This is a genomic window from Brenneria rubrifaciens, from assembly GCF_005484945.1.
In the GTDB taxonomy this organism is placed as follows: domain Bacteria; phylum Pseudomonadota; class Gammaproteobacteria; order Enterobacterales; family Enterobacteriaceae; genus Brenneria; species Brenneria rubrifaciens.
In genome coordinates, this window is the sequence record NZ_CP034035.1 from 2,980,484 (window position 1) to 3,003,999 (window position 23,516).

17 protein-coding genes and 1 pseudogene are annotated in these 23,516 nt (G+C 55.0%); 5 read left to right on the forward strand and 13 right to left on the reverse strand.

Annotated elements, in window-relative coordinates:
* Window positions 1-54: 54 nt before the first annotated feature.
* Both relA and rlmD read right to left on the reverse strand, forming a co-directional pair.
* Window positions 55-2,286 carry a GTP diphosphokinase gene (gene relA / locus EH207_RS13565; protein WP_137714463.1) on the reverse strand — a complete coding sequence of 744 codons (2,232 nt, stop codon included), beginning with the start codon at window positions 2,284-2,286 and terminating at the stop codon, window positions 55-57.
* 14 nt (window positions 2,287-2,300) lie between these two features.
* The gene (rlmD, locus tag EH207_RS13570) at window positions 2,301-3,644 is read right to left on the reverse strand and encodes a 23S rRNA (uracil(1939)-C(5))-methyltransferase RlmD (RefSeq protein ID WP_137714464.1); all 1,344 of its coding nucleotides are present in this window, start codon (window positions 3,642-3,644) and stop codon (window positions 2,301-2,303) included.
* A 140-nt stretch (window positions 3,645-3,784) separates the two neighbouring features.
* On the opposite strand from rlmD, the gene barA reads away from it, so the two are divergent.
* Complete coding sequence (gene barA / locus EH207_RS13575; RefSeq protein ID WP_137714465.1) at window positions 3,785-6,574, forward strand: two-component sensor histidine kinase BarA; 2,790 nt, start codon at window positions 3,785-3,787, stop codon at window positions 6,572-6,574.
* 29 nt (window positions 6,575-6,603) lie between these two features.
* Here the strand turns inward: barA and EH207_RS13580 are convergent, their stop codons facing one another.
* The 7 genes and pseudogenes from EH207_RS13580 to EH207_RS13610 form a co-directional block, all read right to left on the reverse strand.
* Entirely contained in the window at window positions 6,604-7,746 is a 1,143-nt protein-coding gene (locus tag EH207_RS13580; RefSeq protein ID WP_137714466.1) for a glycerate kinase, read from the reverse strand.
* A 134-nt stretch (window positions 7,747-7,880) separates the two neighbouring features.
* Window positions 7,881-8,003, reverse strand: a pseudogene (garR, locus tag EH207_RS13585) (2-hydroxy-3-oxopropionate reductase); the annotation flags it as partial.
* Window positions 8,004-8,026: 23 nt separating this feature from the next.
* Window positions 8,027-8,251, reverse strand: coding sequence for a DUF3820 family protein (locus tag EH207_RS13590; RefSeq protein ID WP_137714467.1), 225 nt, complete (start codon window positions 8,249-8,251; stop codon window positions 8,027-8,029).
* A 4-nt stretch (window positions 8,252-8,255) separates the two neighbouring features.
* Window positions 8,256-10,310 carry an NAD-dependent DNA ligase LigA gene (ligA, locus tag EH207_RS13595; protein WP_137714468.1) on the reverse strand — a complete coding sequence of 685 codons (2,055 nt, stop codon included), beginning with the start codon at window positions 10,308-10,310 and terminating at the stop codon, window positions 8,256-8,258.
* Window positions 10,311-10,338: 28 nt separating this feature from the next.
* A complete protein-coding gene (gene hldE, locus EH207_RS13600; protein ID WP_137714469.1) occupies window positions 10,339-11,772 on the reverse strand; it encodes a bifunctional D-glycero-beta-D-manno-heptose-7-phosphate kinase/D-glycero-beta-D-manno-heptose 1-phosphate adenylyltransferase HldE in 1,434 nt (477 codons plus the stop codon).
* Window positions 11,773-11,821: 49 nt separating this feature from the next.
* On the reverse strand, window positions 11,822-14,674 hold the full coding sequence (gene glnE / locus EH207_RS13605) for a bifunctional [glutamate--ammonia ligase]-adenylyl-L-tyrosine phosphorylase/[glutamate--ammonia-ligase] adenylyltransferase (protein WP_137714470.1): 2,853 nt from the start codon (window positions 14,672-14,674) through the stop codon (window positions 11,822-11,824).
* A gap of 71 nt (window positions 14,675-14,745) precedes the next feature.
* Window positions 14,746-16,080 (reverse strand): CYTH domain-containing protein, encoded by a 1,335-nt coding sequence (locus tag EH207_RS13610; protein WP_137714471.1) that lies wholly within the window; start codon window positions 16,078-16,080, stop codon window positions 14,746-14,748.
* 281 nt (window positions 16,081-16,361) lie between these two features.
* Between EH207_RS13610 and EH207_RS13615 the strand changes: the two genes are divergently transcribed.
* The gene (locus tag EH207_RS13615) at window positions 16,362-16,982 is read left to right on the forward strand and encodes a TIGR04211 family SH3 domain-containing protein (RefSeq protein WP_137714472.1); all 621 of its coding nucleotides are present in this window, start codon (window positions 16,362-16,364) and stop codon (window positions 16,980-16,982) included.
* A gap of 140 nt (window positions 16,983-17,122) precedes the next feature.
* Window positions 17,123-18,370 carry a multifunctional CCA addition/repair protein gene (locus tag EH207_RS13620; RefSeq protein WP_137714473.1) on the forward strand — a complete coding sequence of 416 codons (1,248 nt, stop codon included), beginning with the start codon at window positions 17,123-17,125 and terminating at the stop codon, window positions 18,368-18,370.
* A 41-nt stretch (window positions 18,371-18,411) separates the two neighbouring features.
* Here EH207_RS13620 and bacA read toward each other — a convergent pair whose 3' ends face one another.
* The 3 genes from bacA to folB form a co-directional block, all read right to left on the reverse strand.
* Entirely contained in the window at window positions 18,412-19,230 is an 819-nt protein-coding gene (gene bacA / locus EH207_RS13625) for an undecaprenyl-diphosphate phosphatase (RefSeq protein ID WP_137714474.1), read from the reverse strand.
* Complete coding sequence (locus tag EH207_RS13630) at window positions 19,173-19,721, reverse strand: hypothetical protein (RefSeq protein ID WP_137714475.1); 549 nt, start codon at window positions 19,719-19,721, stop codon at window positions 19,173-19,175. The genes bacA and EH207_RS13630 overlap by 58 nt, the downstream gene beginning before the upstream one ends.
* A gap of 113 nt (window positions 19,722-19,834) precedes the next feature.
* The gene (gene folB, locus EH207_RS13635) at window positions 19,835-20,188 is read right to left on the reverse strand and encodes a bifunctional dihydroneopterin aldolase/7,8-dihydroneopterin epimerase (RefSeq protein WP_137714476.1); all 354 of its coding nucleotides are present in this window, start codon (window positions 20,186-20,188) and stop codon (window positions 19,835-19,837) included.
* A gap of 107 nt (window positions 20,189-20,295) precedes the next feature.
* On the opposite strand from folB, the gene plsY reads away from it, so the two are divergent.
* Entirely contained in the window at window positions 20,296-20,910 is a 615-nt protein-coding gene (plsY, locus tag EH207_RS13640; protein WP_137714477.1) for a glycerol-3-phosphate 1-O-acyltransferase PlsY, read from the forward strand.
* A 77-nt stretch (window positions 20,911-20,987) separates the two neighbouring features.
* On the opposite strand, the gene EH207_RS13645 is transcribed toward plsY, so the two are convergent.
* Complete coding sequence (locus tag EH207_RS13645; protein WP_137714478.1) at window positions 20,988-22,574, reverse strand: methyl-accepting chemotaxis protein; 1,587 nt, start codon at window positions 22,572-22,574, stop codon at window positions 20,988-20,990.
* 293 nt (window positions 22,575-22,867) lie between these two features.
* Here EH207_RS13645 and ppa point away from each other — a divergent pair, with 293 nt between their 5' ends.
* Window positions 22,868-23,398: an inorganic diphosphatase gene (ppa, locus tag EH207_RS13650; protein WP_137714479.1), complete on the forward strand. Its 531-nt coding sequence runs from the start codon at window positions 22,868-22,870 to the stop codon at window positions 23,396-23,398.
* The last annotated feature ends 118 nt before the right edge of the window (window positions 23,399-23,516 follow it).

Consider the following 23,516-nt stretch of genomic DNA (forward strand, 5'->3'; position numbering starts at 1 on the left):
CCCAGATAACGGTTTTCCTCCGCGCATATTTACGCAAAGGAAAACACCGCATCCTTACCCTCCCTGCTGGCGACGGGCATCAATCACATCCGGCAGTTGGTTGAGTTTGGCTAACACGCGGCCCAGCACCTGCAAGTTGTATATCTCGATATCCATATCGATGGTGGCCAGTTGCTGTTTGGTATCGCTGCGGCTTGCCACGCCCAACACATTGACTTTCTCATTCGCCAGAATGGTGGTGATGTCGCGCAGCAACCCGCTGCGATCATTGGCAATCACCCTCACCACCAGCGAATAGCCGCTGGAGTAGCTCTCGCCCCACACCGCGTCGACAATTCGCTCCGGCGCGTGGCTGCGCAGATCGTCCAACTGCTCGCAGTCGGCGCGGTGAATGGAAATTCCCCGGCCGCGGGTGATAAACCCGGTGATCTCGTCACCCGGAATCGGCTGACAGCAACGGGCAATGTGGTGCATCAGATTGCCAACGCCTTCAACCACCACGCGGCCGTTATCTTTGCCCCGTGGCGGCGACTGCTGGGATTTTTGCGTCAGTTGGCGCAGTGCCTCTCGATCCTGCTCTTCGGCGCTGGGCTGGTTAAGCTGCGATTGCAGGAAATTAACCATCTGGTTGAGGCGCACATCGCCACCGCCAATACCCGCCAGCAGCTCGTCCAGCGAGTTCACGTTATAACGCGGCAACAGCAGCTTTTCCGCCGCCTTCATGCTAATGCCCAGATGCTCCAGTTCGTTATCCAGAATCTGGCGGCCCGCCAGAATATTCTTATCGCGATCCTGCTTGCGGAACCAGTTATGGATCTTTGAACGTCCGCGGCTGGTGGTGATGTACCCCAGATTCGGGTTCAGCCAGTCGCGGCTCGGATTCGGCTGCTTCTGGGTGATCACCTCGATCTGATCGCCCATTTGCAGCTGGTAGGTGAACGGCACGATGCGCCCGCCGATTTTCGCCCCGACGCAGCGGTGGCCGATATCACTATGAATATGGTAGGCAAAGTCGAGCGGCGTTGAGCCTGCGGGCAAATCGACCACGTCCCCTTTTGGCGTAAATACATAGACGCGGTCGTCAAACACCTGACTGCGGACTTCATCCAGTACCTCATCGGAATCCGCCATCTCCTCCTGCCACGCAATCAGCTTGCGCAGCCAGGCGATGCGGCCCTCATAGCCGGAGCGTCCGCCTACCACCGTGCCTTCTTTATATTTCCAGTGTGCGGCGACGCCCAGTTCGGCATCTTCATGCATTTGGCGGGTACGAATTTGAATCTCAAGGGTTTTCCCGCCCGGCCCCAATACCACGGTATGAATGGATTGATAACCGTTCGGTTTCGGGTTGGCGACATAGTCGTCAAATTCATCCGGCAGATGACGGTAATGGGTATGTACAATCCCCAGCGCGCCGTAGCAATCCTGCAAGCGTTCCACTACGATACGCACCGCCCGCACATCGAACAGTTCATCGAACGACAGGGATTTTTTCTGCATCTTGCGCCAGATACTGTAGATATGTTTGGGACGGCCGTAGACTTCCGCCTGTACCCCCTCTTCTTTCATCGCGGTACGCAGCGTTTTGACAAAGTCGTCAATGTACTGTTCGCGATCGATACGGCGCTCGTGCAGCAGCGTCGCGATACGCTTGTACTCTTCAGGGTGTAAATAGCGGAAGCAGAAGTCCTCCAGTTCCCATTTGAGCTGCCCGATCCCCAGCCGGTTGGCCAGAGGCGCGTAAATATTGGTGCATTCTTTGGCCGCCAGCACCCGTTCTTCTTCGGGAGCGTCTTTCACTTCGCGCAGGTGCGCAATGCGTTCGGCCAGTTTGATGACCACACAGCGGAAATCTTCCACCATCGCCAGCAGCATACGGCGAATGTTATCCACCTGTTCAGAGGCAACTGAATCATGTTGCGTGGCTTTCAGTTGGCGGATTGCATCCATATCACGCACGCCGTGCACCAGCTCTGCGATGTTGTTGCCAAACTTTTCCCGTAGCGTGGCCTCATCCACCACATTGGCATTGGCGAGCGGAAACAGCATCGCCGCGCGCATGCTGTCATTGTCCATGCTCAGGGTGGAGAGGATTTCCACCATTTCAATGCCGCGCCATAACAGCAGCAAGGCATCGGGATGATCTTGCGTTTGCTGTTCACAGTAGCGCCAGGTTTCGGCTAAACGTTCACATGACTGTTGACTGGCTATGCCAAGCGAAGCAATCCACGCGTCAGGTGCGAATTCACCAGCCGTATTCAAATGCGCACTTCTTACCGCAACCATAATTTCTCCCTACGTTACCGTCGGCCAGAACCTTGCAAAAACAATGCCATAGATTCAAGGTGCCCGGTATGTGGAAACATATCCAGCATGGCGACGTTCGCCAGCCGATAACCGGCCGCGAGCAATATTTTGCTGTCGCGCGCCAGCGTCGTGGGATTACAGGATACGTAAACCACACGCTGAGGCGCGAGTTTGACGATCTGCGCCATCACGCCCGCTGCGCCAGCTCGTGCCGGATCTAGCAATATTTTATCAAAACCCTGGGCAGCCCAGGGCTGCCGAGTGACATCATCTTCGAGATTTTGGTGAAAAAATGTGACATTACCGATCGCGTTACGCCGGGCATTCTCGCGCCCTTTTTCCACCAGGGCCACGACGCCTTCCACGCCAACCACGCGGGCCGCCCGCTGCGCCAGCGGGAGGGTAAAATTGCCCATGCCGCAAAACAGATCCAGGATGCTGTCCTGTGGCTGAACATCCAGCCAGGCCAGCGCTTGCGCGACCATCTGCTGGTTAACCGCATCATTGACCTGAATAAAATCCCGCGGACTGAACGCCAGCTCCAATCCCGCAATCCGATACACCGGCGTTTCGCCGGAAAGACACATCAGCGACGCCGCATCGGGCGCCAGATAAACCGCGACGCCGCGCCGTTGCGCGAAATCACGCAGCGCCTGCGTATCGGCCGGACTCAGCGAGTCCAGATGGCGCAATACCACTAGCGGCCCGTTGTCCGCCAGCACCAGCTCCACATGCCCCAGCCGTTTCACCGCTTGCAGGCGGCTCAGGCAGTCACGCAGCGGCGTCAGCAGATTTTCCAGCTCCGGGCGCAATACCGGACAGGCGTTGATGTTCACCAGATCGTGGGAACCCGCCTGTCGATAGCCCATAATCAGCCGGTCCTGTTTCGCCTGCTGTTTTCCCTGAAAATAGTATAATGCAAGCCGGGCGCGCCGCCGGTAGGCATAAGATGGCCCGGCGAGCATCGTCACCGGCAGTGAAGCGCCGTCCATTTCATAGGACATCATGCGCTTGAGCGCCGACGCTTTGCTACGCTGTTGCAGTTCAATATCGGCATGCTGCTGCTGGCAGCCGCCGCACGTATTGAAATGCGGGCACGCCGGTTCAACGCGTTCAGCGCTGCGCGTCAAAATACGTTTAAGTTTTGCATGAGCGAACTGGCGCTTTTCATCGGTCAGTTGAATTTCGGCCCGTTCTCCCGGCAGAGCACCGGTCACAAAAATGGTTTTCCCTTGATGCCGTGCCACGCCCTGACCAAAAGGATCGAGAGAGTCCACCGTCACCGTGATTGTTCGCCGGGTCGTCACGCGCCGGTTTGAAGAGTAGAATTGCGCCATAGTTTACGATTGTTTTATCTGTACAATGATTTTTTTAAACTTTATCTACCCAACAGATTTCAAGATGCCGGAAACCCAAAACACCTGTCATTCGGAAGATAACGGGTAAGACGTGCTTAATTCTCCCACATTGGAACCCCATGACCAAATACAGTCTGCGCGCACGCATGTTGATAATGATTCTGGCTCCGACATTAATTATCGGACTGCTGCTCAGCGCCTTTTTCGTCGTCCATCGCTTTAACCAACTCCAGACGCAGTTGGCCGAGGTCGGTACGAGCATCATCGAACCGCTGGCCATCACCAGCGCTTACCTCATGGCGCAGCAACAGCAAAAAACCATCCAGCCGTTGATCAATACGATCCACCGCAATCATTCCGGCATTATCCGAACCATCAGCGTGTTTAATGAGAAAAACCAACTGCTGGCAACCAGCAATGTGCGCCACATTGAAGTACTGTCGTCGTTAATCAATGATGTCTCCGTCGAGCGCGATTTGCACCAGCACCAGATGGATAATTTGCTGATCCTGCATATGCCCATCCGGGCCGACAGTGAATTTATCGCCAGCAGTATCCCGCCTTCCATCCATGGCAGCAGCGCGCCGATCGGCTATATCGTCATTGAATTGGATCTTACCGAGTTTAAGCTCCAGCAATATAAGGAAGTTTTCATCGCCGCCTTTATGCTCTTGCTTTGTCTGGGTGTGGCCGTGCTGTTTGCCTATCATCTGATGCAGAATGTGACGGTACCGATTCGTAATATGGTCGATACCGTGGATCGTATCCGCCGCGGTCAGTTGGACAGCCGGGTGGAAGGTCACATGTTGGGCGAACTGGATATGCTGAAAAATGGCATCAATTCCATGGCCATGTCACTCACCGCCTACCACGAAGAAATGCAACAAAATATCGATCAGGCTACGTACGATTTACGTGAAACGCTGGAACAGATGGAGATCCAGAACGTTGAGCTGGATATTGCCAAAAAACGCGCCCAGGAAGCGGCACGTATTAAATCCGAGTTTCTGGCGAACATGTCGCATGAGCTGAGAACGCCGTTGAACGGCGTGATTGGCTTTACCCGCCAGACGCTGAAAACGCCGTTGAATACCACGCAAACTGATTATCTGCGCACCATTGAGCGCTCCGCCAACAACCTGTTGACTATCATCAATGATGTGCTGGACTTTTCCAAGCTGGAGGCGGGCAAACTGGTTCTGGAGCATATCCCGTTCTCGCTGCACGATACGCTGGATGAAGTGGTCGTGCTGTTGGCCCATACCGCCCACGAAAAAGGATTGGAGTTGACGCTGGATATCCAGAAAGATCTCCCGGAACAGTTCGTCGGCGACCCGCTGCGCCTACAGCAAATCATCACCAATCTGCTGGGCAACGCCATTAAATTTACCGAACAGGGCAACATTGACATTCGGGTTGAAAAACGCAGGCAGAAGCACAATGACGTTCAGTTGGAAATTCAAATCCGCGATACCGGGATTGGCATTGCCGAGTCGCAGCAGTCGCAACTGTTTCAGGCTTTCCGTCAGGCCGACACCAGCATATCCCGGCGCCACGGCGGTACGGGGCTGGGGCTGGTGATTACCCAGCGTCTGGTCAAAGAGATGGGGGGAGAGATCAGTTTCCAGAGCCAGTTAAACCGGGGCTCGACCTTCTGGTTCCGTATCAATTTACCGCTGAACCCACATGCGATTACCCGCAAGCCGGATTACGGCCTGTTGCAGGGCAAACATCTGGCGTATGTTGAATCCAACCCGGCGGCGGCTCAGGCAACGCTGGACATCCTGAGTCAGGCGCCGGTGAGCGTTAGCTATAGCCCGACGCTGGAACAGCTCCCCGAAGCCGCATTCGATATCCTGTTGCTTGGTATTCCTGTGAAGTATCGCAACACCCTGCTGGACTATACGCCGAAGTTGCGTGACGTCTGCCGTCGTGCGCCCTGTGTGATCCTGGCGCTGCCCAGCCTCGCTCAAATGGACGCAGAGCAGCTCAAGCTATTTGGTGTTCATGACTGCCTGAGTAAACCCATCTCCGCGCCGCGGTTATTACCGCTGCTGCAAGACCCTTCCCTGTTCCAACCCTCGCTGTTGCCGGTAAACACGCCGGATCTCCCGTCCCGGACGCCACATCCGGCCCCACTGCCGTTGAGCGTGATGGCCGTGGATGACAATCCGGCCAACCTCAAGTTGATCGGCGCGTTGCTGGAAGAGCAGGTCGAAAAAATCATTTTGTGTGAAAACGGCGCCGATGCCATTTCTCAGGCCAATAATTACCCTGTGGATATCATTCTTATGGATATCCAGATGCCGTACATGGACGGTATCCGTACCAGCGAACTGATCCGCCAGTTACCCCATCATGCCCATACCCCTATCGTCGCCGTCACCGCACACACGATGGATGACGAACGCAAACACCTGCTGCAATCGGGCATGGATGATTATCTTGCCAAACCGATTGATGAGCAGATGCTGAAAAACGTGCTGACCAGATACTCGCATACCAAAGGCGTTGCGCATCCGTCGGAGGAACACGATGACAGCCAGCTCTCGCTGGACTGGACGCTGGCGCAACGTCAGGCCGGCAATAAACCCCAATTGGCGAACGACCTGTTAGAGATGCTTCTGGATTTTCTGCCGGAAGTTCGCCACAGGATTGAAGATATGTTGAGCGGTCAGGAGGACGATAAACTTATTGATTTAGTCCACAAATTACATGGAAGTTGCAGTTACAGCGGCGTTCCGCGGTTACAACGCATTTGCCATTATCTGGAACAGCAGTTACGCGCAGGCGTTCATGTCAGCGTGCTGGAACCGGAATGGCTGGAACTGTTGGATGAGATAGAAAACGTCACCGACGCGGCGAAGTTACATTTTCAAACCCTCTGCCGCGGCGGGCAAGGGCTTTAGGGACGCCCCTGCCCTTTCATCCTGATGCGCTACCCCAAATCCTTCGATAATTTGATGGTGGCGGCAATGTTGCGCGCAGTCAGACGCACATTTTCCGCAGCGTTATCCAATGCTTCTTCCAGCGAGCAGATGTTGTACAACACGCTGAATACCGCATCCAGACCATGTTCATGCACCACGCCGACATCTTTGGTCAGGCTGCCGGCAATACCGATCACCGGCTTTTTGTAACGTTTCGCTACCCTGGCGACGCCAATCGGCACTTTGCCATGAATCGTCTGGCTATCAATCCGTCCTTCGCCGGTAATCACCAGCGTAGCGTCCCTGACCAGTTCATCCAGCCCCAGAGCTTCGGTCACAATCTCAATGCCCTGGCGCAATTCGGCGCCGCAGAACGCCTGTAACGCCGCGCCCATACCGCCCGCGGCGCCAGCGCCGGGCACCTGTTCAACGTCCCTATCCAGATCGCGGCGGATAACCGCGGCATAATGCTTCAGAGCGTTGTCGAGCTGTTCGATCATTTCAGCCGTCGCACCTTTCTGCGGACCAAATATCGCCGATGCGCCCTGATGCCCAGTCAAGGGGTTGGTCACATCGCAGGCTACTTCAAAACGGCAATCGTTAATGCGCGGGTCCAATTTATGAATGTCTATGCTTGCCAGCTTTTCCAGCGCGCCACCGCCATAACCAATCTGCCTGCCGGTATCATCAAGCAGTTTTGCACCTAATGCCTGCGCCATTCCCGAACCGCCGTCATTGGTAGCGCTGCCGCCAATGCCGATAATGCAGTGCTTAACGCCATGATCCAGTGCGCAGCGAATCAACTCGCCCGTACCATAGCTGGTGGTCAGCAACGGGTTGCGCTGCTGGGCGGGCACGCGCTCAAGCCCGCTCGCCGCGGCCATCTCGATAAACGCCGTTTTTTCATCACCCGACAGGCCAAAAAATGCGTCAATCCTGTCCCCCAACGGCCCCGTCACCTCCACCTCTACAATCTTGCCGTGGGTGGCCGCCACCATCGCCTCCACAGTGCCCTCGCCCCCATCGGCGACCGGCAGTTTGACGTAGCAGGCATCGGGGAAGATGTCACGAAATCCCTTTTCGATCTGAGCGGCAACCTCTTGCGCAGATAAGCTCTCTTTATAAGAATCCGGTGCAATAACTATTTTCATAAACGTCCCGATTTCATATACGTCCCGATTGAATCAATGGTCCGTGTTGCAGAATCGGCGCTTATCTGAATGATTACCCCGACAACCAGACCGGCATACCACCGCGTATGCCGATCCGATAACCCTCAATCAGCCTACCGCGTAACTTCAATTTTAGCCGACTTTTCATAATAGCAGGCCAGCGCGCTGTGATCGGCCGTGCCCAGATCGTCCGCTCCCAGCGCCTGCATCATCTCCATGACGGCTGCGGGGAGCGGGTCACTTTATTTAAATCTATATTTTATGAACCGTCGGTTCGCTTCAGTGGTTTCACCAGTCCCTGTAGACCTTCTATCTTGATCGCCAGCGTGATTTTCATCAACTCCCCCAACCGTCCATTGGGAAACTCCCCTTTGCGGGCGAACCATAACAGGTATTCTTCCGGCAGATCGATCAGAGCACGCCCCTGATATTTACCAAACGGCATTGGCATATTGGCAATCTCAATCAGGTCTTCTTTTTCCACCGGCTTACTCCCCCAATAAACGCACCATTTCGGCCTCATCAATAACCGGGATCTCCAGTTCCTGCGCTTTGGCCAGTTTCGATCCCGCCGCTTCCCCGGCAATCACCATATCGGTTTTTTTCGAGACGCTGCCACTGACTTTCGCACCCCGCGCCGTCAGACGATCCTTGGCTTCATCACGGGACAAGAGACGCAACGAGCCAGTCAGCACCACGGTTTTTCCCGCGAACGGGCTGTCGATCTCTTCGGCCTTGATCATCACCGGCGCCGGCCAGTGAACATTGATCCCCTCGGGATCGGTTAACTCGCGGATCACTTTCTGATTGTGCGCTTCATCAAGAAAATGACGCACATGGGCGGCGACCACTTTCCCCACGTCAGCCACTTCAAGCAACGCTTCTTCGTCCGCGGCAAATAGCGTATCGAGCGAGCCAAAGTGTGCGGCCAGATTCGCTGCCGTGGTTTCACCAACATCACGAATCCCCAACGCGAACAGGAAGCGCGCCAGCGTCGTGCTTTTCGCTTTCTGCAACGCGTTAACCAAATTCTGTGCAGACTTGGGTCCCATGCGATCGAGGCCGGTCAAGATCCCCGCCGTGAGCCGGAACAGATCGGCCGGCGTTTCGACGTACTGTTTTTCCACCAGTTGATCGATGATTTTATCGCCCATGCCCTCCACATCCAGCGCCCTGCGTGAAACAAAATGCTTCAACGCCTCTTTCCGCTGCGCGCCGCAAATCAGACCGCCGGTGCAACGGGTCACCACTTCGCCGTCAACGCGCTCCACGTCGGAATGACACACCGGGCAATGCCCAGGGAAGACTATCGGCCGGGCCTCCTCTGGCCGTTCAGACTCCACCACCCCCACGATCTGCGGAATAACATCACCCGCGCGCCGGACGATAACCCGATCGCCAATCCGCAATCCGAGGCGTTCGATTTCATCCGCATTATGCAGCGTCGCATTGCTGACCATCACCCCGGCTACCGCGACCGGTTCAAGGCGGGCAACGGGCGTAATCGCCCCGGTACGCCCGACCTGGAACTCGACATCACGAATCCAGGTCAGTTGCTCCTGGGCCGGAAATTTGAAGGCCACGGCCCAGCGAGGCGCTTTCGCGACAAATCCAAGACGCGTCTGCAACGCCAAATCGTCAACCTTGACAACCACGCCATCAATGTCAAACCCCAACGAACGGCGGTTATGTTCAACTTGATGATAAAAATCAAGAACTTCTGCGCTACCCGTACAACGACGGGTATGATCGCTGACCGGGAGTCCCCACTGTTTAAACTGCATCAGCCGTTCCCAATGGCTGGCGGGCAATTCGCCGCCTTCCAGCAAACCGACGCCATAGCAGTAGAAAGTCAGCGGACGTCTGGCCGTAATCCGGGGATCGAGCTGACGCAGCGAACCTGCCGCCGCATTACGCGGGTTGGCGAACACTTTGCCGCCGGTACGCCGCGCTTCATCATTCAGCCTTTCGAAACCGCGATGCTTCATGAACACTTCCCCGCGAACTTCCAGCCGCCGCGGGATGTGCTCACCTTTAAGGCAAAGCGGTATTGCGCCGATGGTACGGATGTTGCTGGTGATATTTTCGCCGGTGGCGCCATCTCCGCGCGTCGCGGCGCGAACCAGAACGCCTTCTTCGTACAGCAGGCTGACGGCAAGACCGTCCAGCTTCAGCTCACAGCAGAACGTCAAATCATCGGCATTCTTCAGTCGATCGCCGATACGCTTGCTGAACGCCAGGTAGCTATCTTCATCAAAGACGTTATCCAGCGAGAGCATCGGCACTTCATGCCGCACCTGCTCGAAAGCGGCCAGCGGCGCGGCCCCTACGCGCTGAGTCGGTGAGTCGGTCGTCACCAACTGAGGGTGTGCCGCTTCCAAATCTTTCAGTTCCTGCATGAGACGATCATATTCCGCATCAGGAATTTCAGGCGCATCTTCAACGTGATATTGGTATTCATGATGACGCAACGTGGTTCGCAGTGCTGCGATGCGTAACGTAGCCTCACGTACTTCGGCTGATTCTGGATTCAATGGTTTCATACCTGTTTCAAAAACGCGACGTCATCCGTTATTCAGATTTACCCGCTTTAATACTATTAATGATGTTGGTTGTGGAGCACCCATCCTCAAAATTCAGGACGTTAACTTCCCCGCCGTTGGCCCACACCTCTTCGCTGCCGGCGATCTGATGCGGCTGATAATCGCCGCCTTTCACCAGCACATCGGGCAGCACCTCGGCAATCAGACGCTGCGGCGTGTCTTCCTCAAACGGCACCACCCAATCCACGGCTTCCAGCGCACCCAGCACAATCATGCGCTGCGGCAACGGATTCACCGGCCGGCTCGGCCCTTTCAGCCTTTTGGTCGAGGCATCGCTGTTCACCGCAACAATCAGCCGATCGCCAAGCTTGCGGGCGTTTGATAAGTAGGAAACGTGTCCCGCGTGAAGAATATCGAAGCAACCATTGGTCATGACAATCCTTTCACCACGCTGGCGCGCCAGCGCAACGGCGTCTTTCAACTGTTGCTCGCTCATCACGCCAAAACCCGTTTCGGCACGGCCGCGAATCGCATTTTCCAGTTCAATCGGCGTTACCGTTGATGTACCCAGCTTACCTACCACGACCCCCGCCGCCGCGTTAGCCAGGAAACAGGCTTCTTCCAGCGAGTTACCTGCCGCCAGTGACGCGGCCAGCACGCCAATCACGGTATCCCCCGCCCCTGTCACGTCATACACTTCCTGGGCCTGCGTCGGCAAATGCAACGGCGCCTTACCCGGCTGCAACAACGTCATTCCCTGCTCTGAACGGGTAATCAGCAGCGCCGACAGTTCATAATCAGCCACCAGCTTCATACCACGGGACACCACTTCATCTTCGCTCTTACAGCGCCCCGCGACCGCTTCAAACTCGGACAGGTTCGGCGTCAGCAATGTCGCACCGCGGTAGCGAGAAAAATCCGTTCCTTTGGGATCGATCAAAACCGCTACGCCGGCCGCTTTCGCGGTCTGGATCATCGCCTGGACGTGGGTCAACGCCCCTTTCGCATAGTCAGACAGCACCAGCGCGCCGATATGGGGCAGCGCCTGCCGGATACGCTCAATCATCGGCAGCGGATCGACACCGTCAAATCCTTCTTCAAAATCCAGGCGGATAAGCTGTTGATTACGTGACAGAACGCGCAGTTTCGTGATCGTCGGATGCGTCGGCACGGGCACAAAATCACACCTTACGTTAACCTCGCAGAGTTTCTCGCTCAGCGCCCGCGCGGCGTCATCGATCCCTGTCAGGCCTACCAGACGGGAACCCGCGCCCAACGACGCGATATTCATCGCCACGTTTGCCGCGCCGCCGGGACGCTCCTCGATGGTGTCGACCTTGACCACCGGCACCGGAGCTTCGGGAGAAATCCGGCTGGTTGGTCCATACCAGTACCGATCCAGCATCACATCACCAACCACTAACACTCCCGCTTGGCGGAAGTCAGGCAGCGTAATTTTCATCCCATACTCCAAACTTATTTCTCATATTGCGCGTGATAATATCACAGCCTCAGCCTAACCACTTATTCCAGCTCTGTCGCACCTGCCGCCGCTCGGCTACAAACCGGTCCTGGCCGATCCGCCCCGACAGTTCCTGCAATGCCAGATGGTGCAACGCGTTACGCAGTGTGACATAGACCAGTTTGAGCGCGTCCGCCTCACTCGCTTCCATCACGCCATACTGCGCCATCAATTCCAGAATGCGGACGTTATCAGACCAGCGGGTGAGGCGCGGTTCCTGCGCGGCATAACGCAGCACCAGATATTGCACGATAAACTCAATGTCGGTGATTCCCCCGACATCCGTTTTCAGGTCAAACAACGAACGATCTTTGTTAGCCTGGTGTTGGCGCATTTTTTCACGCATTTCGCGAACTTCCTTACGCAACCTGTCCGCATCACGTTCCCGGCAAAGGATCGTACGCCGAATAGACTCAAACTGCTGCTGTACGCCAGATTCGCCATACACCATTCGCGCCCGCACCAAAGCTTGATGTTCCCAGATCCAGGCCTCATTGCGCTGGTACTCGTCAAACGCTTCAACGGTACTGACCAGCATACCGGCGGCCCCCGACGGCCTCAGCCGGGCATCTACTTCATAAAGAATGCCGGATGATGTCCGCGTGCTAAACAGGTGCATAACGCGCTGGGCCAGCCGCAGGTAAAACTGGCGGCCATCAATGTTACGCTCCCCATCGGTCATCACGTCTGACGGACAATCAATCAGAAAGACCAAATCAAGATCTGATCCGTAACCGAGTTCCCAACCGCCCAACTTGCCATAGGCGATAACCGCAAAGCCCCGCCCTTCACGCTGTTGCAAATGTGAAGGCTGACCGTAGCGTGCCTCCATTTGCCCCCACGCCCGTTGCACGACGGCGGCAATAATGGCCTCGGCCAGATAGGTTAAGTGATCACTCACTTTCATTACGGGGAGTACACCCGCGATATCTCCGGCGGCGATACGCAACTGCTGCGCCTGCTTAAACTGGCGCACCGCCTCTAATTGCTGTTCTTCATCTTCCTCGGGTATGCGCATCAGATACTGGCGCAACTCGTCAGAATACGCGCCGGGCGCCGTCGGTCGATACAGCGTTGCAGAATCGAGCAGCTCATCCAGCAGCAAGGGATAACGCGCCAGTTGGCTGGCCACCATCGGCGAGGCGGCGCACAAACGGATCAACTGGGTCAGCGCGGCAGGCGATTCAAGCAATAACTCCAGATAGGTTGTACGCGTCACGATCCCCAGTAAGAGGGGAGTCAACCGTGACAGCACGGCGTCCGCTTCCTGGCGGGCGCACACTTCCGCCAGCAGCTTCGGCATCAGTTGATCCAGTACGTCCCGGCCGCGCGGTCCAATCGTCCGTTTCGCGACGTCATGACGAAACTCGACGATCGCCCGCAACAGTTTTTCCCTTACCGGTTCAATCAGATGCGGCGTTAACGGCACCAGATCGATGTCATCCAGCGTATCTTGCCACAGGCTGTTATAGCCGCCATATTCAGAAATATCATTGCTGTCCGGCGCATCGTCGCCAATCAAATCATTAAAGACGCCGCGCACCGCCTGCATGTGCCGCGACAACGCCTCCTGGAGCGCACGCCAAACGCCATATCCCATTCCCCATGCCAACCGTAGCTGATTGAGTTCATCTTCGGGCAAAGTTTGGGTTTGCTCATCCGCAATCGCCTGCAATAAATTTTCCAGGCGGCGCAGAAACAGATAAGACTCACTGAGCGCCAACACTTTCTCTGGCGCTAACAATCCCAGCGCGCCGATGTGCTGGAGTGTAGGCAGCAGCGCACGCTGCTGTAAGCCGGGCTCCCGGCCACCGCGAATCAATTGAAACACCTGGGCGATAAATTCAATCTCACGGATCCCGCCAGCGCCCAGTTTGATGTTGTTGCCTAAATCCCGGCGGCGGACTTCGCGGGCAATCATGCTTTTCATGTTCCGCAATGACTGGATAACGCTGAAATCGATGTAACGGCGAAAAACAAAGGGCTTCAGGGTATCGCGCAGTTCCTGGCTGTAAGCGTCGTCAATTCCCCCCAGCAGACGGGCTTTGACCATCGCATAACGTTCCCAGTCGCGTCCCTGTTCCTGATAATAATCTTCCATCGCCGCAAAGCTGAGCACCAGCGGACCACTGTCGCCAAAGGGACGCAAACGCATGTCAACGCGATAGACAAAGCCATCCACCGTCGGCTGATCCAGCACTTTAATCAATCGCTGCCCTAATCGGGTAAAGAACTGAGCGTTGTCCCGTTCACGCCGTCCGCCTTGCGTCTGGCCGTTTTCCGGGTAGGCAAAAATCAGATCGATATCGGAAGAGAAGTTCAGTTCGCCGCCGCCCAGTTTCCCCATTCCGAGGATTAACAGGGGTTGAGGGACGCCGTGCGCATTACAGGGCGTGCCCCATTCACGGCAGCACATCGCATATAACCAGTTTCTGGCAAAAACAATCAACGTTTCCGCCAGTTCGCTGAGCTGTTTGAGGGTTTGTTCGGTTGTGCTGGTGCGCAATATCTGCGACCAGGCAATCCGTACCAGCATCCGGCGACGGAACTGGCGTAGCGCTTTCATCAGCGCGGCCTCATCGTTAACCTCCGCCGAGGCCGCATTCAACCAATCAGGATAGTGCCGCCACTCCTCTGGCTGCGGCGGTTGCTGATGGAGTGACCGCAGCCAGTCTGGATGCATCGTCAGGGCATCACTGACAAAGTCGCTGAATGCCAATACCGCGAGATCGTCCTCTGTGACCAGGTCAGGGCGGAAGGCATTTTCCTGTAAGCGTAATAAGGCCCGCTGAGACTGTTCCGCCAATAATGCAGGTAGCGATGGCAAAGGAAGTGTCGACATGGTGATTCCCTTGGTCTGCCACCCGCCATAAATAGCGGGTGAACACAATTAACATTGAATTTCCGCCACGGTTAATTACTGGCGCTGTGTAACCAGAACGGCGGCTGATCCCGTGCCTGTTTACGGCAAGCTTCCAGATACGGCGGCGGCGTATGGTCGACGGTGAACTGTTCGATTGCGTGGATCAATGCCCGCCAGCACCCGATATAGGCTTCGACCTGTTCTGTCGGATAAGCCCCGGACAGCAGATAAAAAGCGCTAATATTGCGATGCAGCCGGGGTAATTGCTGCACGTATTGCACTTCACTCAGGGCGTTGTTGAAGGTACTCCGCAGGTCGGCAGCGCTTCGGCTCAACATAATATCGGCAAAGCGTTTATAGGAACCCTGCAATCGGATGCGATCTTTGTTATCCATGTAGTCGCGCCAGCCTGCGTTAATCAACCAGGAAGTGAGCACCAGCTTACTTTGCAAATAATCAACGCTGTAGCACAGCGTTTCGGCATCACCCGGCCCTTCGATTTTTGTATCCAGACTGGTCAACGCGGCCCGGAAAAGCGTGGTTATCTTACGGGAAACCAGCCCGCCGACCAGCACCAGCATCTCGCGGATCAGCGCGCTGGCTTGCGGCAAAGCCTCACGCGCGGACTGGTCGCCTCTGACCCAGAGTTCTTCATGATATTGCCAATGCGCCAACGCATACTCCAGCGCGGTATTGATCGCCTGATCGATATTGGCCTTGGGTTCGACCGCAAGTACCGTGACAGGGCGGCACTCACGCGGCGGATTGCCTCTGGCAAGATGATATCCCCGCGCGGCCTTGCTGAGACTGCCCTGCCGCAAGCCGCCGAAATCCGCAATTTCCTTCGCCAGGTCCAGCAGATGTGACGTCAGCCCGACTTTGAGCTCCATCTCCAGCTCACAAAGCGGTTCACTTTGTTCTCCGGCACGAATCTCCCCACGGTCAAATGCAATCTCAATAATGCTCTGATGGTAAGTGATCACCCACCTTTCACGCGTGAAATCCGTACTGAACAGCGCCTTCAGCGAGTGCTGCAAGGCGGTCAAATCACAATTTTCCGGCCAGATATCCGCAGGAAGCAGACTGAGATCCAGTTCCGCTTTTTCCAACGCCACATTATATTCTGGATGCTGATGTAACCCGCCGACCACTTTGCCAGCGGTTTTTGCCGTCATCTCATAACGTTCGTTCTCACCGCGAATCCGCAGACCGATGCCGTTTTGACGCAAATAGTTATCTGCCGTTTCAAAGTAGATGTTGGTCAGCCGAACGGCTTGCAGGTGTTCAGTCTGACTGTACTCTGTCTGCCACTCAGTCAACTGTTTGCGCAGAGAATCGACGCTGTCGGGATGAACAATAAACTTCAGCTCTATTTCTTCACTCATAATATTTACTATGCCGGGTTCAGCGCCAATCGCGCCAGTAAATAACATTTTACTTCAGCTTGCCACTGTTACGGCACTCTCTCTTTCGCCCCTGCGAGCACGCGCGCATTTCCACCCGCCGCCAGATTGTCATTCAATGTTGAAAACGCAGGAAACAGACCTAAAGGCGCCAACGCCGCCGCTCGTGCAAGAGTAAGATATTTCTCATTTCGGATTAATCATTGCCTCGTCAGACTTAAGCCTCTACTATCACTCTTCGATTCACGCAACATGATGATCTTATGCAGAAATTATGCCTAACTTGCTTTACTTTGATTGCCTTTACATTAAGTTGGACGGTTCACGCCGAAGAAAAACGCTATGTTTCTGACGAGTTACTGACCTACATCCACAGTGGCCCCGGTAACCAGTACCGCATCGTCGGCACACTGAACGCCGGCGATCCGGTGACGGTACTCAGTATTAATGAGGGGGCCGGTTATGCACAAATTCGCGATGACAAAAACCGCACCAGTTGGATTCCGCGCGATCAGTTGAGCGAAACCCCCAGCTTGCGCACTCGCGTACCTGAATTGGAAAGCCAGGTCAAAGATCTGACCGAAAAACTGAAGAATACCGATCAAAGCTGGAATCAGCGCACAACCGAGATGCAGCAGAAAATTGCCGCCAGCGATGGGATTATCAACGGGTTACGTAAAGAAAATCAGGACTTGAAAAATCAGCTGATTGTCGCCCAGAAAAAAGTCAGCGCAGCCAATGTGCAGCTTGATGACAAACAACGTACGATCATTCTGCAATGGTTTTTGTACGGTGGTGGGGTTGCCGGGGCGGGACTGCTGCTGGGCCTGCTGCTGCCGCACATTGTCCCCCGCCGAAAAAAGAACGATCGCTGGATGGGATAAAACGACAGGTTCGTTTACCCGCCTGGCTGCGCTTAATCAATTTTGCCTGCATACGCAGGCATTTTTATGCGTTGACGATACTGGGAACCAAAGATGTTAATATGCCGTGAATATCGCAACCTAATTTCAGGAGCCCGACATTGAATATTTACCTTGTCGGCGGCGCTGTTCGGGACAGCCTGCTTGATTTACCCGTCACCGAGAAAGATTGGGTGGTTGTCGGCGCAACGCCGGAACAACTCCTGGCGCAGGGCTATCAACAGGTGGGGAAGGATTTTCCGGTCTTTTTGCATCCTGTCAGCCGTGACGAGTACGCTCTGGCCCGTACCGAGAGAAAATCAGGCAACGGCTACACGGGCTTTGTCTGTCATGCCGCGCCGGACGTTACGCTGGAGCAGGATTTACTGCGCCGCGATCTGACGATTAACGCCATGGCGCAAACGGAACAGGGAGAACTGGTCGATCCCTATAATGGCCGGCACGATCTGGAAAACCGCCTGCTGCGCCATGTTTCCGATGCGTTCAGCGACGATCCGTTAAGGGTGTTGCGCGTTGCCCGTTTTGCCGCTCGCTTTGCCTATCTGGGTTTTCAGGTTGCGGAAGCCACCATGACGCTGATGCAAAGCATGACCCGTACAGGAGAACTCGACTACCTGACGCCTGAACGCGTCTGGAAAGAAACAGAAAAAGCGCTTGGCACCCGCTCGCCGCAGGTTTACTTTCAAGTACTGCGCGACTGCGGCGCCCTTGCGGTGCTGTTCCCCGAAGTCGATAAACTTTTCGGCATCCCGGCGCCCGCCAAATGGCATCCTGAAATTGATACCGGCATTCATACGCTGATGACGCTGGCGGTTGCCGCACGGCTCAGCCCCGATATCGATGTCCGTTTCGCCGTACTGTGCCACGATCTGGGAAAAGGCCTGACCCCGCCGGAATTATGGCCCCGACATCACGGTCATGGTCCCGCCGGCGTCAAACTGGTGGAGTCACTGTGCCAACGTTTGCGGGTTCCCAACCACATACGGGATCTGGCAAAGCTGGTGTCGGAATACCACGACCTGATCCACACCGTCCAGAAATTACAGCCCAACACGTTGATAAAGCTGTTCGACGCTATCGATGTCTGGCGCAAGCCACAGCGCCTGGAACAGTTGGCGCTCGCCAGCGAAGCCGATGCCAGAGGCCGTACCGGTTTTGAAGAGAGCCCCTATCCGCAGGGAGAGTATCTGCGCGAAGCATTTCAGGTGGTTAGTCGCGTGAGCAGCGCGGAAGTGGTCGCCGACGGTTATCAGGGCATTGAGGTCCGCAACGAATTGTCACGCCGCCGCATTAGGGCGTTGGAACAGTGGAAAGCGCAACAGCAACGGACATCGCCGCCGACCGTATAGCAAAAAGCCACGCGGCGTGGCTTTTTTGCCTTGCGATCCGGTTAGAAGAACACCATGTATACCACCGCCGCCACAATAAAGCGGTAAATAGCGAACGGAACGAAAGAAATGCGTTTAATAATATGCAGGAATGTTTTAATCGCGATCAGCGCGACCACAAACGCCGTCATAAATCCCACCGCAAACATCGGCAAATCCGCCAGCGACAGGAAATGCCAGCTTTTATAGAGATCCAGAACGGTGGCGCCCATCATCATGGGAACCGCCAGAATAAAAGAGAACTCTGACGCGGCATAGCGGCTGACGCCCATCAGCATCCCGCCGGAAATCGTCGCCCCTGAACGGGAAAAGCCCGGCCACAGCGCCAGACACTGAAAACAGCCAATCATGAATGCCTGACGATGGGTAATATCATCCAACCCGACAGCACGCGGCTGCTTTGGCTTTAACCATTCCGCCGCCAGCAGCAGGAAGCCTCCCACCACCAACGCATACATCACATTTTTAGGTTCAAACAACGATTTGATGACGTCATGGAAAACCATGCCCAGCACCACCGCCGGAATCATTGCCAACAGAATATGGGTTAGTTTTAAACGGCCAGAGGTTTGTCCTTCATGCACAACCTGACCAAAATGAATACCGATAAGTCCGAAAAGCCGACGCCAGAACATCGCGACCACAGCGAGAATGGAGCCCAACTGGATAATAATCTCGAAGGTTTTGGCTTTTTCATCGGCAAAGCCTAGCCAGTGACCCACAATAATCATGTGCCCTGTCGAAGAAACGGGTAAAAATTCAGTCAGCCCTTCAACCACCCCGAGAATAAACGCGATGAACAACGAATGCAGGTCAACCATCTAAATCCTTGCCTCTTGTTGTAAACAATGAAAACAGCCCCATAAAAAACTGCACCGCAGTTTTCAACGTCGCTTGCGACGACCCGCAGGGTGACGGACAAAGCTTGTCCGGCATAAAAAACTGCACCGCAGTTTTCAACGTCGCTTGCGACGGCCCGCAGGGTGACGGACAAAGCTTGTCCGGCATAAAAAACTGCACCGCAGTTTTCAACGTCGCTTGCGACGGCCCGCAGGGTGACGGACAAAGCTTGTCCGGCATAAAAAACTGCACCGCAGTTTTCAACGTCGCTTGCGACGGCCCGCAGGGTGACGGACAAAGCTTGTCCGGCATAAAAAACTGCACCGCAGTTTTCAACGTCGCTTGCGACAGCCCGCAGGGTGACGGACAAAGCTTGTCCGGCATAAAAAACTGCACCGCAGTTTTCAACGTCGCTTGCGACGGCCCGCAGGGTGACGGACAAAGCTTGTCCGGCATAAAAAAGCGGCTGCACTGCTTAGCGAGCCGCTCTATTCCCGACTGGAGCATGGCGGGCACAAAGGTTATAGACCGACTAGGTTACCGTTTAGTTGCGGGTAAATCAGCATTGATTCAGTCAAATCAGATTTATCGCGTGCCACGCTCGATGATCACCCCGACCTGACGCGCCTGCGCCACCGCCCCCGGTTTACTGACTTTGATACGCAGCCAGGGAATTGGAAAACGCTGCATCAGAATCTGCGCCACCTCTTCAGCGACGCGTTCCACCAGCGCAAAGCGCTGCCCGGCGACATGTTCAATCACAGCGTCGCTGACATCAGCATAGCTCAGGCAGTCGTTAACATCATCGCTGACCGCCGCCCGACGGTTGTCCCATCCCATTTCGATATCGAACACCAGCTTTTGCTGAATGGTCTGTTCCCAGTCATAAACACCAATGGTGGTAATGACGGTAAGTTCCTCAATAAATACGATATCCATCACGCCATTCTCTGTTTTTGTCGTTGTCGGATACCACTTCCGACGGATTATGCGTATTATCCACAGATGAGAAGAGTAAAACGACCCTTATTAAACGGAACCGCGTTATGAGTGCTACCGCACTTGGTATGATATTAATCGCGTATCTGTGTGGCGCCATTTCCAGTGCGATTCTGGTGTGCCGGATCGCCGGGTTGCCGGACCCTCGGAAGCTTGGTTCAGGAAACCCTGGCGCCACCAACGTCCTGCGTATCGGCGGTAAAGCCGCCGCCGCCGCCGTATTGGTTTTCGATGTGCTGAAAGGCATGTTGCCCGTCTGGATAGCTTATAGGCTTGGCGTTCCTCCGCTTTACCTCGGCCTGACCGCCATCGCCGCCTGCCTGGGACATATCTATCCGGTCTTTTTTCACTTTCATGGTGGAAAAGGCGTCGCCACCGCCTTCGGCGCCATTGCCCCAATCGGCTGGGATCTGACCGGGCTGATGACCGGCACCTGGTTGTTAACCGTCCTGCTTAGCGGCTATTCGTCTCTCGGCGCCATCATCAGCGCGCTGATTGCGCCGTTCTACGTCTGGTGGTTTAAACCGCAGTTCACCTTTCCCGTGGCGATGCTGTCATGCCTGATTTTAATGCGCCATCACGACAACATTCAGCGCCTGTGGCGCGGGCGGGAAGGGAAAATCTGGCATAGTCTGCGTAAGAACAAAACCGCAGACGATTAAGGTCCGGTAAGAAAAAACCACTCCCGCCACCGCGGGAATGGTAAGCGTACAACCGGCCCGGGGATAACCGGTCAGAGTCAATACCGGCTTATCGCCATCATATCCTGCCGCTGTAATCTGAATACCGCCATGCTTTCCGCCAACTGCCGCGCCTGCTCCTCCAGTGAACGCGTCGCCGCCGCTGACTCCTCAACCAGTGACGCGTTTTGCTGAGCCGCCTTATCCATCTGCGACACGGCGACATTGACCTGCTCAATTCCATGACTCTGCTCGCGTGACGAGCTGGAAATCTCGCGCATCAGCATGGTCATGTGCACCACCGCTTCGGAAACCTCCTTCATAATTTCACCCGCCATTTTCGCCATTTGAGTTCCTTCGGTGACCCGCCCCTGAGAATCCAGCATCAGCGCCTTAATCTCTTTGGCTGACTGGGCGCTGCGCTGGGCCAGATTTCTCACCTCGCCGGCCACCACCGCGAATCCCCGCCCCTGCTCTCCGGCCCGTGCGGCTTCCACCGCCGCGTTCAGCGCCAGAATGTTGGTCTGGAAAGCGATACCGTCGATGACCGTCAGAATATCGGCAACGCGCTCCGAACTGTTGGAGATCAGCCCCATCTTCTCAACCATCTGACCTACCGCATCCCCCCCCCGGCCGGAGATATCCGCAACATTTTGCGCCAGATTGTAGGCCTGTTCCGCATTTTCGGCGTTCAGCTTCACGGTCGCGTTCAACTGTTCCATGCTGGCCGCCGTCTGTTCGATCGATGCCGCCGACTCTTCAGTGCGCGCCGCCAAATGCGTATTCCCCGTTGACAGTTCGCTGGTGCCGATATCAATCTGCCCGCCAGCATCACGTACCCGACCCACCGCAACAGAGAGCGAATGTTGCATCGCTCTCATCGAATGCATCAGGCGGCCAATCTCATTTCTGCCGCCATCCTCAATCTCCTGCGTTAGATCGCCGCTGGCGATAAACTCCAACTGCGTCACCGCCACCCCAAGCGGAGACAGAACCAGACGCTTCAGGGCTACCCAGGCAGCCAACACCAGCACCAGCACCAGCGCACAGGCAATTCCGATAGTAACCAGGCGGCCAAAGGCGAAAGCTTCCGCCTTATCAACCATATTCTGTCCGATTTCCAGGGCAAAATCGCGGAAGCCGTTATTCGCCTTATCCATATTTACGCTAAGCGGCGGAACAACGTTTTCAAGCAAACGATAGTATTCATCCACGCGGCCGCCTTTCAGCGCATCAATCATTGGCTGAATACCCTTATCAATAAAGGGGCTATAGTTATTCTCCACCGCGGCGGCCAGTCTTGCGCCCTGCTCAGTCACTGTGCCGTACGCAAGAAAGCGGGTCATCTCCCGACGCGACAGTTCGACGTAGCTTTGCGCCCGGGCCATCGATGCCTCAGCCAACTCGGTCATTCCGCTTTCCATCTGGCGAGCGGCCAGCGCCAAGCCTGTCCGGGCGCGTAACGCAGCGGTATAGCTGCCCGACAGCGCCGCGACCTCTTTGCCCTGGATTTTGTCGATGGTGGTAATTGATTCTTTTCCCTGATTAATGGAGTTAACGCCGATACCGCTGACCAGCGTTAAAAGCAATACCATGGTCCCTAACAAAACAATCAAGTTTACTTTGATAGTAATATTTCTTAACATTATTGTTGTTACACCCTGTATTAATGAAGCAATTTTATTAATGAGTAAAACCGATTAGAGAAATTTTCTCTCCTACCTATCGGATTAATCCTTTTTTTTCTTTAACTTCGGCCACCGTTTAGTAACTTAACAACGTGTTAATAAGTTTTTTTTATTATTACGATCATATTAATAAAGCGTTACCAGTGCCATGAGAAGCAAGAAATCCCCCCTTAAAAATCGGCGACTTTCTCCGTGACTTGGCTATAATAACCGCCACGCAATTTCAGGTTTAAAGTGAGAAGGAAACCGACATGAGTCTGAACAATGTCCCGGCGGGCAAAGATCTCCCGGAAGATATTTACGTCGTTATTGAAATCCCTGCTAACGCCGATCCAATCAAATACGAGATTGATAAAGACACTGGCGCGCTGTTTGTAGATCGTTTCATGTCTACCGCCATGTTCTACCCGTGCAACTACGGCTACATCAACCACACTCTGTCACTGGACGGTGACCCGGTTGATGTGCTGGTGCCAACCCCGTATCCCTTGCAGCCCGGCGCCGTGATTCGCTGTCGTCCGGTTGGCGTGCTGAAAATGACTGACGAAGCAGGCGAAGACGCCAAGTTGGTTGCCGTTCCGCACAGCAAACTGACTAAAGAATACGATCACATTAAAGACGTTAACGACCTGCCGGCATTGCTGCGCGCGCAGATCGGCCATTTCTTTGAACATTACAAAGATCTGGAAAAAGGCAAGTGGGTCAAAGTGGAAGGTTGGGATAACGCGGAAGCGGCCAAAGCAGAAATCGTCGCTTCCTTTGAACGCGCCAAAAACAAGTAAGATTTCATTCCCCCTCCGCCGGAAATAAACGGCGGAGAACGCCTGTTATCGACCCTAAAAACACCGCCTTGCGCGGTGTTTTTAGGGTCGCTGCATTGCACGTCTTTTATTCTTTCAA

Excerpts from the sequence above, each read along its gene's own strand:
- relA (WP_137714463.1), bottom strand. The coding sequence starts at position 2,286 with ATGGTTGCGGTAAGAAGTGCGCATTTGAATACGGCTGGTGAATTCGCA.
- rlmD (WP_137714464.1), bottom strand. The coding sequence starts at position 3,644 with ATGGCGCAATTCTACTCTTCAAACCGGCGCGTGACGACCCGGCGAACA.
- barA (WP_137714465.1), top strand. The coding sequence starts at position 3,785 with ATGACCAAATACAGTCTGCGCGCACGCATGTTGATAATGATTCTGGCT.
- EH207_RS13580 (WP_137714466.1), bottom strand. The coding sequence starts at position 7,746 with ATGAAAATAGTTATTGCACCGGATTCTTATAAAGAGAGCTTATCTGCG.
- ligA (WP_137714468.1), bottom strand. The coding sequence starts at position 10,310 with ATGAAACCATTGAATCCAGAATCAGCCGAAGTACGTGAGGCTACGTTA.
- hldE (WP_137714469.1), bottom strand. The coding sequence starts at position 11,772 with ATGAAAATTACGCTGCCTGACTTCCGCCAAGCGGGAGTGTTAGTGGTT.
- glnE (WP_137714470.1), bottom strand. The coding sequence starts at position 14,674 with ATGTCGACACTTCCTTTGCCATCGCTACCTGCATTATTGGCGGAACAG.
- EH207_RS13610 (WP_137714471.1), bottom strand. The coding sequence starts at position 16,080 with ATGAGTGAAGAAATAGAGCTGAAGTTTATTGTTCATCCCGACAGCGTC.
- EH207_RS13615 (WP_137714472.1), top strand. The coding sequence starts at position 16,362 with ATGCAGAAATTATGCCTAACTTGCTTTACTTTGATTGCCTTTACATTA.
- bacA (WP_137714474.1), bottom strand. The coding sequence starts at position 19,230 with ATGGTTGACCTGCATTCGTTGTTCATCGCGTTTATTCTCGGGGTGGTT.
- folB (WP_137714476.1), bottom strand. The coding sequence starts at position 20,188 with ATGGATATCGTATTTATTGAGGAACTTACCGTCATTACCACCATTGGT.
- plsY (WP_137714477.1), top strand. The coding sequence starts at position 20,296 with ATGAGTGCTACCGCACTTGGTATGATATTAATCGCGTATCTGTGTGGC.
- EH207_RS13645 (WP_137714478.1), bottom strand. The coding sequence starts at position 22,574 with ATGTTAAGAAATATTACTATCAAAGTAAACTTGATTGTTTTGTTAGGG.
- ppa (WP_137714479.1), top strand. The coding sequence starts at position 22,868 with ATGAGTCTGAACAATGTCCCGGCGGGCAAAGATCTCCCGGAAGATATT.